This is a genomic window from Amycolatopsis sp. VS8301801F10 (assembly GCF_046195355.1).
Taxonomy (GTDB): Bacteria; Actinomycetota; Actinomycetes; order Mycobacteriales; family Pseudonocardiaceae; genus Amycolatopsis.
On sequence record NZ_CP176065.1, the window covers coordinates 6,381,254 to 6,392,234 of the forward strand.

9 protein-coding genes are annotated in these 10,981 nt (G+C 69.4%); 4 read left to right on the forward strand and 5 right to left on the reverse strand.

Annotated features, from left to right (window positions below):
* The first annotated feature begins 90 nt into the window (after positions 1-90).
* The gene (locus tag F9C11_RS30000; protein ID WP_409180704.1) at positions 91-1,431 is read left to right on the forward strand and encodes an MFS transporter; all 1,341 of its coding nucleotides are present in this window, start codon (positions 91-93) and stop codon (positions 1,429-1,431) included.
* 151 nt (positions 1,432-1,582) lie between these two features.
* Here F9C11_RS30000 and F9C11_RS30005 read toward each other — a convergent pair whose 3' ends face one another.
* Genes F9C11_RS30005 through F9C11_RS30015 form a run of 3 tightly spaced genes read right to left on the reverse strand, consistent with a single transcriptional unit; the run spans position 1,583 to position 5,183 of the window.
* The gene (locus F9C11_RS30005; protein WP_409180705.1) at positions 1,583-2,743 is read right to left on the reverse strand and encodes an acyl-CoA dehydrogenase family protein; all 1,161 of its coding nucleotides are present in this window, start codon (positions 2,741-2,743) and stop codon (positions 1,583-1,585) included.
* Positions 2,740-4,689: an AMP-binding protein gene (locus F9C11_RS30010; RefSeq protein WP_409180706.1), complete on the reverse strand. Its 1,950-nt coding sequence runs from the start codon at positions 4,687-4,689 to the stop codon at positions 2,740-2,742. The genes F9C11_RS30005 and F9C11_RS30010 overlap by 4 nt, the downstream gene beginning before the upstream one ends.
* A 17-nt stretch (positions 4,690-4,706) precedes the next feature.
* Positions 4,707-5,183, reverse strand: coding sequence for a MaoC family dehydratase (locus tag F9C11_RS30015; protein WP_409180707.1), 477 nt, complete (start codon positions 5,181-5,183; stop codon positions 4,707-4,709).
* 197 nt (positions 5,184-5,380) lie between these two features.
* On the opposite strand from F9C11_RS30015, the gene F9C11_RS30020 reads away from it, so the two are divergent.
* The gene (locus F9C11_RS30020; protein ID WP_409180708.1) at positions 5,381-6,367 is read left to right on the forward strand and encodes an AraC family transcriptional regulator; all 987 of its coding nucleotides are present in this window, start codon (positions 5,381-5,383) and stop codon (positions 6,365-6,367) included.
* Positions 6,368-6,385: 18 nt separating this feature from the next.
* On the opposite strand, the gene F9C11_RS30025 is transcribed toward F9C11_RS30020, so the two are convergent.
* Both F9C11_RS30025 and F9C11_RS30030 read right to left on the reverse strand, forming a co-directional pair.
* Entirely contained in the window at positions 6,386-7,537 is a 1,152-nt protein-coding gene (locus F9C11_RS30025) for a CaiB/BaiF CoA transferase family protein (RefSeq protein ID WP_409180709.1), read from the reverse strand.
* A 155-nt stretch (positions 7,538-7,692) separates the two neighbouring features.
* A complete protein-coding gene (locus tag F9C11_RS30030; RefSeq protein WP_409187005.1) occupies positions 7,693-8,364 on the reverse strand; it encodes a GntR family transcriptional regulator in 672 nt (223 codons plus the stop codon).
* 216 nt (positions 8,365-8,580) lie between these two features.
* Here F9C11_RS30030 and F9C11_RS30035 point away from each other — a divergent pair, with 216 nt between their 5' ends.
* Together F9C11_RS30035 and F9C11_RS30040 are read left to right on the forward strand one after the other, a co-directional pair.
* Positions 8,581-9,750 carry an acyl-CoA dehydrogenase family protein gene (locus F9C11_RS30035; protein ID WP_409180710.1) on the forward strand — a complete coding sequence of 390 codons (1,170 nt, stop codon included), beginning with the start codon at positions 8,581-8,583 and terminating at the stop codon, positions 9,748-9,750.
* 73 nt (positions 9,751-9,823) lie between these two features.
* Positions 9,824-10,972 carry an acyl-CoA dehydrogenase family protein gene (locus F9C11_RS30040; RefSeq protein ID WP_409180711.1) on the forward strand — a complete coding sequence of 383 codons (1,149 nt, stop codon included), beginning with the start codon at positions 9,824-9,826 and terminating at the stop codon, positions 10,970-10,972.
* Positions 10,973-10,981 lie beyond the last annotated feature (9 nt).

The following is a 10,981-nucleotide window of genomic DNA, read 5'->3' on the forward strand; positions in this document are numbered from 1 at the left end:
GGTTGACACCCGCGCTTCCCCCACGGAGAGTGTGACTCTGCATTTTATATTTTACTTCTGACTGACACTCGGCCCCCTCAAGGAAGAGCTATGGACCAGCCTCAGCAGACCGCCGGCGTCGAGCCGCCTCCCGCCGTCACGGCGTCCAAGAAGGACATGCGCCGCATCGCGATCGCCAGCAGCACCGGGACTGTGATCGAGTACTACGACTTCCTGATCTACGGAACCGCCTCCGCACTGGTGTTCCCGCACGTGTTCTTCCCCGCCCTCGGACCGGCCGCGGGGACCGTGGCCGCGTTCGCCACCCAGGGCGTCGCGTTTCTCGGGCGGCCGCTCGGCGCGATCCTGTTCGGGCACTTCGGCGACCGCGTCGGCCGCAAGAAGACTTTGATCACCACGCTTTTCCTGATGGGGCTCTCCACCGTCCTCATCGGACTGATGCCGACCGCCGCGCAGATCGGGGTGGCCGCTCCCCTGCTGGTGTTGCTGCTGCGCGTCCTGCAAGGTCTCGCGGTCGGCGGTGAATGGGCGGGCGCGACCCTGCTCGCGGCGGAAAGCGCCCCCAAGGCCAAACGCGGCTTCTACTCGATGTTCGGCTCGCTCGGCGGCGCGGTCGCGGTCGTGCTGGCCAACCTCACGTTCCTGATCGCCGGCCTCACCATGAGCAACGAGGACTTCGTCAGCTACGGCTGGCGCATCCCGTTCGTGGCCAGCGTGGTGCTGATCGGCGTCGGCCTCGTCGTGCGGCTGAAGATCGAGGAGTCGCCCGTGTTCCGCCGCGAAACCAGCCGGTCCGGCACCTCGTCCGCCCCGCTCGCCGAGGCGTTCCGCAACCAGCCGCGCCAGATGCTGTTCGGCTCTGGAGTGCTGGTCATGGTGTTCGCCTTCTTCTATCTCAGCGGCAGTTTCCTCGCCTCCTACGGCACCGCCCACCTGCACCTGGCCAAGACCACAGTGCTCTCGATCGGCGTGCTCGCCGGCGTCGTGTGGTGCGTCTCGATGATTCTCGGCGCGGTGCTGTCCGACCGGTTCGGCCGGCGCCGGGTCATCCTCGTGTCCACCTTCGTCTCCATCGCCTGGGCACTCGCCTTGTTCCCGGTGCTGGACATCGGCACGGCCTTCTCCTACGGCGCGGGGGTCTGCCTAACGCTGGTCTTCGCCGGGCTCGTCTTCGGTCCGGTCAGCGCGTTCATGCCGGAGCTTTTCATCACCCGCTACCGCTACACGGCGGCCGGATTCTGCTACAACGTCGCCGGCATCCTCGGCGGCGCCGTCCCGCCGCTGGTGGCGGCTCCGATCATCGGAGCCGCCGGATCCCTTGCGCTGGGCGGATTCCTCGCGGTGCTGGCCTTGATCAGCGCCGTCTGCACCCTCGGGCTCAAGGAGACCCGGCACTACGAAATGGACCGGGGAGAACTCGTCGCCGGATGAGTCCCCGGGCCGCTGGCCGGGAGTTCGCCGCAGGGCGGACTCCCGGCCAGTGTGCTATGGGCGGGGTTTTCGGTCAGTGCCAACCCACGCGAAAACGGGCGGGGCCTCCGGCGATCCGCCGGAAGCCCCGCCCGTTCCTCTGCCGCTGACCTCAGTACGAGCGCGGCAGCCCCAGGACCTGCTGTGAGATGTAGTTGCGCACCATCTCCTGGGAGAACGGCGCGTTGCGCAGCAACCGGACCTCCCGCCACAGCCGCTCGACGTGGTACTCCTTCGCGTAGGCATAGCCGCCCAGCGTCGAGAACGCCCGGTCGCACGCCTCGAAACCACCCTCGGCACCGAGGTATTTCGCGGCCGCCGCTTCCGGACCGCACGGCTGGCCCTCATCGAACAGCCTCGCCGCCCGCATGACCATGCCTTCGGCGGCCTCCAGCCGGATCCACGAGTCCGCCAGCGGATGCGCCACGGCCTGGTTCTGCCCGATCGGCCGGTCGAACACCACCCGGTTCTTCGCGTACTCGGCCGCGATGTCCAGCGCGGCCCGGCCGAGACCGATGCCCTCCATGCCCACCACGATCCGCTCCGGGTTCAACCCGTCCAGCAGATAGTAGAACCCCTTGTCCACCTCGCCGACCAGCCGGTCGTCGGCCACGAACAGATCGTCGATGAACAGCTCGTTCGTGTCGATCGCAGCCCGGCCCAGCTTCTCGATCTCCCGGACCGTGATGCGATCCCGGTCCATGTCGGCGAAGAACAACGACATCCCGTACAGCGGCTTGTCCTCCCGCCGCGGCGACGTGCGCGCCAGCAACAGGATCTTCTGCGCGTTCTGCGCGTTGGTGATGAAGACCTTCTTGCCGTTGATCTTCCAGCCACCGTCCACTTTGGTCGCTTTGGTCTTGATCCGCGACGTGTCCACCCCGGCGTCCGGCTCGGTCACCCCGAACGCCATCAGCAGCTCCCCCGCCGCCAGCTTCGGCAGGAACTCCCGCTTCAGCTCCTCCGAGCCGTACTTGACCAGCGGAGCAGGCGGGAACACGTAGAAATGGATCGCCGAACCACCCGCCATCCCAGCGCCGGACGCGGAGATCTCGCCCATCATCACCGCGGCCTCTTCCAGGCCCAGGCCGATACCGCCGTACTCCTCCGGGATCATCGCGCCCAGCCAGCCGCCCGCCGCGAACGCCTTCACGAAGTCCCACGGGTATTCGTGCCTGCGGTCCTTGTCCAGCCAGTAGTCGTGGTCGAACTTGCGGGCCAGCTCCCGCGTCGCCTTCCGGACGATCTCGACGTTGCTTTCCGGATCGGTCATTGCGCGTTCTCCTCCGCGAGCACCGGGATGTCTTCGAGCGGCGTGGCCGGGTCCAGCGACGACAGGTCGCCGACCGGCGCCCCGACGAACCGCGCCCGGATGGCGCGCCGCATGATCTTGCCGTTCTTGGTTTTCGGCAGCGTCGGCACGACGCGCACCTCCGGGGCGAACGACTTCCCCGCGTTCTCCAGCGCGACCTCTTGCAGGTCGTCAGGTTCCGCTCCACCGGCACGCAGCACCGCGAACGCCACCGCGCGCTGGCCGCGCAGTTCGTCCGGCGCGCCGATCACGGCTACCTCGGCGATCCGCTTGTCCCGCAGCAGGGCCGCTTCGATCTCCGCCGGTCCGACCCGGCGGCCGGCCAGTTTCAGCGTGTCGTCGGAGCGGCCGTGGATCCGCCACTGCCCGGCGCTGTCCACACTGCACAGATCGCCGTGCACCCAGACGTCCGGGAACCGTGCCCAGTACGTGTCGAGATAGCGCTCGCGGTCGTGCCAGAACGCGTGCGTCATCCCGGGAAAGGTGTTGCGCACCGCCAATTCGCCGATCGCGTCGGCGATCGGCGAGCCGTCGTCGTCGAGCACCGCCGCGTCGACTCCGGGCAGCGGGCCGGTGAACGCGGCCGCCGCGGCGGGCAGGAACGGATAGCCGATCAGCAGCCCGCCGCCGACCTCGGTGCCGCCGCTGTAGTTGACGATCGGCACCCGGCGTTTTCCGACCTGGTCGAACAGCCACCACCAGGTCGGCTCGTCCCACGCTTCACCGGTGGAGACGAACGAGCGCAACGTCGCCAGTTCGTGGCCTGGTTTGCCTTGCGCCGCACGCAATGCGCGTGCCGCGGTAGGCGCGATGCCTTGCACGGTAACGCCGTTGCGCTCGACCACCTCCCACATCCGGTCCGGCGTGGGATGCGTCGGCAGGCCCTCGATCATCACGATGGTCGCGCCGAGTTGCAGCGGGCCGGTCATCAGCATCGGCCCGACCAGCCAGCCGAGGTCGGTGATCCAGCAGACGACGTCGTCGGCGTGCACGTCGAAGCCGTAAGCGAAATCGACGGCGGTCTTCACCGCGAACCCGCCGTGGGAGTGCACGATGCCCTTCGGACGACCGGTCGTGCCCGACGTGTAGACGACGGTGAGCGGGTCGTTCGCCTCGGTGGCCGCGGTCTCGACCGGCGCGGGCGACAGGTCCAGCTCGTCGAAGTGCCAGTCGCGGCCAGCCGTCCACGGCACATCGATGCCGAGGTGGCGGACTACCACGACCGCGCGCACCGACGGCGCGTCCGCCAGTGCCGCGTCCGCGGTCGCCTTCAGCGGGACTACCTTGCCGCGCCGGGTCGTCCCGTCCGCGGTGATCAGCGCGACGGCTTCGGAATCCTGCAGCCGGGTGGCAAGGGCGTCCGCCGCGTAGCCGCTGAACGTCGGCACCGCGATCGCCCCGAGCATGGCGATCGCGAGGAACGCCACGACCGCCTCGGGCACCACTGGCAGGTAGAGCACGACACGGTCGCCCCGCGAAACGCCGAGCGCGGCGAGGTTCGCCGCGAACCGGCGCACCTGCTCGTCCAGCTCGCCGAAGGTCAGCGTGCGCCGCTGTCCGGAATCTCCCTCGTAGACCACCGCGGTCTTGCCCGCGAGTTCGCCGCGGGCATGCCGGTGCGCACACAGTTCGGCGACGTTGATCCGGCCCCCGGGGAACCAGCGAGGGAACGGTTTCCCCTCGGATTCGTCGAGCACCCGCTCGAACGGTTCCGCGAAAGCGATGTCCAGGTCCTCGACGACCGCGCGCCAGAACCACTCCGGGTCGGCGATCGCCCGCCGGTTCGCCTCGGACACGCCTTCCGCGTCTCCGGGCAGGCCCCACTTCCGCAGCGCGCCGAGGTAGCGGCTGCGGTCGCGCACTTCTCCGGGCGGCACCCAGGCGAAGCCTGTCTCGTCCTCGGCCATGTCCGGCCCCTTTCCGCTCAGCTCTGCGCGGCGGACGCCTCGGCGGCGGACCGCTTCAACATCAGGCCCGCGCGCAGGGCGTCGCACACGATCTCGTCGCGCTGGTTGATGCCGAGGTGGCGGAACATCACGATGCCCGAATCGCCGCGGCTCTTGGACTCGCGCTTGCTGACGATTTCGGTGCGCACGTGGATCGTGTCGCCGTGGAACACCGGCTTGGGGAAGGTGATCTTCTCGAAGCCCAGGTTGCCCAGGGTGGTCCCCTGGGTCGTCTCCGGCACCGTCACCCCGGACACGAGGCCGAGGATGAAGAGGCTGTTCACCAGCCGCTGTCCGTAAATGCTGTTCTTGCTGTACTCCGCGTCGAGGTGCAACGGAGCGAGATTGAGCGTCATGACGCTGAACAGCGTGTTGTCCGCCTCGGTGACGGTGCGCCGCGTCGGGTGGTCGATGACCATCCCCGGTTCGAACTCCTCGAAGTACAGGCCTGCCATCCGGTGTCCTCTCCCCGCCGCGCTCGGCGCGGCGCCTGGTCGATCGTCTCGGCCGCTGCGGTCCGGGCAGGCCCGCGCCTCCGCGGCCGCCTCGCTCGCAACAAATATAAAATATACTCTCGGCCGGTCACCGTCTAGCCAGGTTGCACACATCATATATTCTTGACGACCGTCTGGGACACCCCGAGGAGGCGCCGATGCCTGATCGCCCGCGGCCCGCCGTGCCGCCCGGGCCGGTCCGTTTCCGCACCGCCGACCTGGAGACCGCGCGGGAGCAGGTGACGCGCGCCTTCGCGAGCCACGACGTGCGGGTCGCCGACCGCGCCGGCATGCGGTTCCGGCTCGACCTCGCGCCGTCGGCGCACCTCACGATCGGGCGGATGGCCTACGGCGCGGACACCACGATCGTCGGCCCGCCGATGCGGCTGTGCTACCACGTCAACCTGCCCGCCACCGGCACCAGCACGGTGGAGCAGCACGGCGCGCACCGGACGTTCGCCGCCGGCGAGGCGGGAGTGGCCTTCGTGCCGCAGTCCCCGGTCCTGGTGCGGTGGAGCGCGGATTCGTGGCAGTACCACGTCAAACTCCCGAAAGACCTGCTCGAGGCGCACGCGGCGAAGCTGACCGGGCAACCGGTCCGCGAGGAGATCGACTTCGACCTCACGTTCTCCCTCCGGTCGAGCACCGCGCAGTCGTTCCTCGCGACAGTGGGCTTCCTCTACGCCGAACTGAGCCGCGACGGCGGGCTCGCCGCCGTTCCGGCCGCGTGCCACGAGTTCGAGTCGGCGCTGATGACCCAGCTGCTCATGACCGTGCCCAGCAGCCTCAGCGCGAGGCTGCACAGCCGTCCCGCGCACACCCGGGGGTCGCGCATCCGGGAAGTCGTCGACTATCTCGACCGGAATCCCGAGAAGAGCGTCACGACCGCGGACCTCGCCGCCATGGCCGCCATCAGCCCCCGCGCGCTGCAGGCGGGCTTTCAAGAGGCGGTGGGCAAGTCCCCGATGGCCTACCTCCGCGCGGTCCGGCTGGACCGGGTGCGCCGGGAGCTGCTGTCCGGCGCGGCGGACTCGGTCACCGACGTCGCGGCGCGCTGGGGGTTCCACCACCCCGGCCGGTTCGCGCAGCAGTATCGCGAACGGTTCGGGATGCTTCCGTCGGAGACCGCCCGCCCCCGCGGCTGACGGGCGGTCTCCGCGGGGTCAGGCCGACCGCTCCCGGGGCTGCGTCCACGCGGCCAGCAGCCGGTCCAAGTCCAGCACCGCCGCGTCGGGCGCGGACGGCTCGCGCGCCGGAGTTCGGCTGAACCGCGGGGCCGGGCGCGGGTGGAGCACGTCGCCGACCCGCCCGAACACCGCCCGCTCGGCGTTGTGCGGATGCTCGGCCGCCTCGTCGAACGTGAGCACCGGCGTTACACACGCATCGGTCCCCGCGTAGATCCGGGCCCATTCGTCGCGGTCCTTCGCCGCGAAAGCGGCCGCGATGAGCGAGCGCAGCCGAGGCCACGCCGCGCGGTCGTCCTGGTCTGGCCACTCGGCCGAGTCGACGCCGAGCCGGGAGACGAACTCCCGGTAGAAATCGGGCTCCAACGCGCCGACCGCGACATACCGGCCGTCCGCACAGCGGTAGGTGTCGTAGAACGGCGCGCCCGAATCGAGGTAGTTCGTACCGGGTTCGTCGGAGTAGCGGCCGGCCGCGCGCAGGCCCTGCAGCTTGGCGGTCAGCAAGGCGACGCCGTCGATCATCGCCGCGTCGAGCACCTGGCCGCGGCCCGACGCGCGGGTTTCGAACAGCGCGCTCACGATGCCGAAGGCGGCCACGAGCGCCCCGCCCGCGTAGTCGCCGAGGAGGTTGATCGGCGGCCGCGGCGCCTCCCCTTCCCGGGCCATCGCGTGCAGCGCACCGGTCTGGGCGACGTAGTTGATGTCGTGGCCCGCCTGCTGCGCGAGCGGGCCGGACTGCCCGTACCCGGTCAGGCGCGCGTACACCAGCGCGGGATTCCGGGCCAAGAGGACCTCCGGCCCCAGCCCGAGGCGCTCCGCGACGCCGGGCCGGTATCCTTCGATGAACACGTCGGCCGCTTCGGTGAGCCGCCGCACCGCGCGCACGCCGTCGGCCGATTTCAGATCAGCCTGGACCGTGTCGACCCCCCGGTTGGCGAGATCGTGCTCGGCGGCCATGCCCTCGGTCTGACCGAGCGCGCGGCCCCGGTTGTCCGCCGGCCGCGCCACCCGGACGACCTCCGCGCCCAGGTCGGCCAGCAGCATGCTCGTGAACGGCGTCGGCCCCATCCCGGCGAGCGCCACCGCCCGAACCCCGGCGAGCGGTCCACGGCGGTTCGTCTCGGTCGTCATCGGCACTCCCTCGGCAGTTCGGGCACGCATTTGAACATATTATGTATTATCTACTGCCGGTGCTACCCCTCGACCTTCTGCCCCAGGGAAAGTCCGCGGGCTCAGCTCCCGCGCCATCGCCGGGGCCGGTTCAGCGCAGTCGCCGAAAGACCCGGTCAGTGCTCCCAGAAACCCTGCTTCTCCAGCAACGCCACCGCCCGCTCGCCCCCGTCGGAGAAATGCTTCTCCACGAGCGACCGGGCACGCGCAGCCGACCGGGTGCTCAGCGCCTTCAGGATCCGGCGATGGTCCTCGGCGGCCTTGTCCGGCCAATCCGCGTGCGCTTCGTAGAACCCGTGCGACACCGTCTTCACCAGGATCGCCAGGATCGAGATCAGCCGACGCGAATCCGACGCGTGATTGATTCGGCGGTGGAACTCGAAGTTGAGCCGTTCCAGCTCCGCGGGATCCGCCTCTTGTCCCATCCGGTCGACGAGATCTTCCAGTGCTTGCAGGCTTCCTGGGGTCAGGTTTTTCGCCGCGTGTTCGGCGGCCAGTCCGGACACGACGCCGAACACGCGGTAGTGGTCGCGGATGTCGTCGCGGGTCAGCCGGGCGACGAACGCGCCCCGGCGGGCGATGTGCTCGACCACGCCCTCGTGGTCGAGGGTGATCAAGGCTTCCCGGACGGGGAGCTTGCTGATGCCGAGTTCGCCGGCGAGGGCGTCCTGGTCGATCTTCGCCCCGGCCCGCAGCCGGCCGGAGAAAACCCGGCGGCGGATTTCCTGCGCCGCCATCGCGTTGAGGTTCGCCGGACCAGTGCGCCGCGACCCCGCACCCGTGGACATCGCCACCGCCTGCTCCCCTCCACCGCCCGCTGATTCGGATCAAGTATTACACGACCGGGGCGCTCATGCCGCCCCCGCCACGAGCGCCCCCCACTCCACGAACCTCCCTCCCACCTGCGGGAACACCGGCAACGCGGTGCGTCCGGCGGTGTGAGCCATTCGATGATTTCTGATAAACTATTTTCTGTGTCGGCCCGGTAGGCCATAGTGGGACCCATGGCAGCAGCGGTGACCCCCGAGGACTTCCGGCCCATCCTGGACCTGGTGCGCGACTTCGTCCGCACCAAGGTCGTCCCGCGCGAACAGGAGATCATGGACGGCGACGCCATCCCCGACGACCTGCGCGCGCAAGCCGCGGAGACGGGCCTGTTCGGCTACGCGATCCCGCAGGAATGGGGCGGACTCGGACTCGACCTCGCCCAGGACGTCGAGTTGGCGATGGAATTCGGCTACACGTCGCTGGCGCTGCGGTCGATGTTCGGCACCAACAACGGCATCGCCGGGCAAGTCCTGGTCGGGTTCGGCACCGACGAACAGAAGAGCCAGTGGCTCGAACGCATCGCCACCGGCGAAGTCGTCGCCTCCTTCGCGCTGACCGAGCCCGGCGCCGGGTCCAACCCCGCGGGGCTGCGCACCAAGGCCGTGCGCGACGGGGACGAGTGGGTGCTCGACGGGCAGAAACGCTTCATCACCAACGCACCCCTCGCGGACCTGTTCGTCGTCTTCGCCCGCACCCGCCCCGCCGACGACTCCGGACCCGGCATCGCCGTCTTCCTCGTGCCCGCGGGCACGCCGGGACTGGAGGTCGGGCCCAAGGACAAGAAAATGGGCCAGGAAGGCGCCTGGACCGCCGACGTCACCCTCACCAACGTCCGCGTCCCCGCCTCCGCACTCGTCGGCGGCAACGAAGACGCCGGATACCGCGCCGCGATGACCTCGCTGGCGCGGGGCCGGGTGCACATCGCCGCGCTCGCCGTCGGATCCGCGCAACGCGCACTGGACGAATCCGTCGCCTACGCCGCCTCCGCGACCCAGGGCGGGCAGGCGATCGGCGATTTCCAGCTGGTGCAAGCCATGCTCGCCGACCAGCAGACCGGGGTCATGGCCGGGCGCGCGCTGGTGCGGGAGACCGCCGCCCGTTACGTGTCCGGGGAGGACCGCAGGATCGGCCCCTCGGCGGCGAAGCTGTACTGCACCGAGATGGCCGGCAAAGTCGCCGACCTCGCCGTCCAGATCCACGGCGGCACCGGATACATGCGCGACGTCCCCGTCGAACGCATCTACCGCGACATCCGCCTCCTGCGCCTCTACGAAGGCACCAGCGAAATCCAACGCCTCATCATCGGCGGCGGGCTCGTCCGCCAAGCCAAGAAAGCACAGAAATGACCAGCCGCACGGCTGCGGCGGCCGGGCAGATGGTCGAGCGCATTGTTCGGCAGACACGGGAAGGGAACGGGCGATGACGCTCACCGACGACGAACAGCAGATGGTCGCCCTGGTCGCGGAGTTCGTGGACGAACGGGTCCGGCCCCGGGTCCGCGAATTCGAGGCCGACGACGTCTACCCGGCCGAGTTCATCGACGAGATGAAGAAGCTCGGGTTTTTCGGGCTGCTGGCCCCGGCCGAGTACGGCGGTGTCGATGTGAGCACTGCGTGTTTCGCGCGCGTCACCGAGGAACTCGCGCGCGGCTGGATGAGCCTCGCGGGCGCGATCGGCGGGCACTCGGTCATCACGTATCTGATCAAAACGTTCGGCACGCCTGAGCAGCGCGAAAAGTACCTGCCCGCCATGGCCGAAGGGCGCATCCGCGCGACCATGGCGCTCACCGAGCCGGGCGGCGGGAGCGATCTGCAGGCGATGCGCACCCACGCCGTGCCGGGCGACGAGGGCTACACCATCACCGGGTCGAAAACCTGGATCTCCAATGCCGCGCACTCCGGGCTGATCGGCCTGCTGTGCATCACCGACCGCGACGCGAAACCCGCGCACCGCGGCATGAGCGTGCTGCTGGTGGAGCCCGGCGACGGGCTCACCATCTCCAAGAAGCTCCCGAAACTCGGGTACCGAGGCGTCGAAGCCTGTGAACTCGTCTTCGACGGACAGAAAGTACCCGCCGACGCGGTGCTCGGCGGCGAACCGAACAACGGTTGGGCGCACATGATGCGCGGGCTGGAAGTCGGCCGGATCCAGGTGGCCTCGCGGGCGCTGGGAGTCGGGCAGGCCGCGTTGAACGACGCCGTCCGCTATGCCCAGGAACGCGAGTCCTTCGGCAAACCCATCTGGAAACACCAGTCCGTCGGGAATCTCCTCGCCGACATGGCCACGAAGATGCGCGCCGCCCGGCTGCTCACCTTGGACGCGGCGGAGAAGCTCGACGCGGGCGAACGCGCGGACATGGAAGCCGGGATGGCGAAGCTGTTCGCGTCGGAGACCGCGATGCAAGTCGCGCTCGATGCGATCCGCGTGCACGGCGGCTACGGCTACTCGAAGGAGTACGACGTCGAACGCTACTTCCGCGACGCCCCCTTGATGATCGTCGGCGAAGGCACCAACGAAATCCAGCGCAACGTCATCGCCGCCCAGTTCATCGCCCGCAACAAGATCTGAGGGAACCCC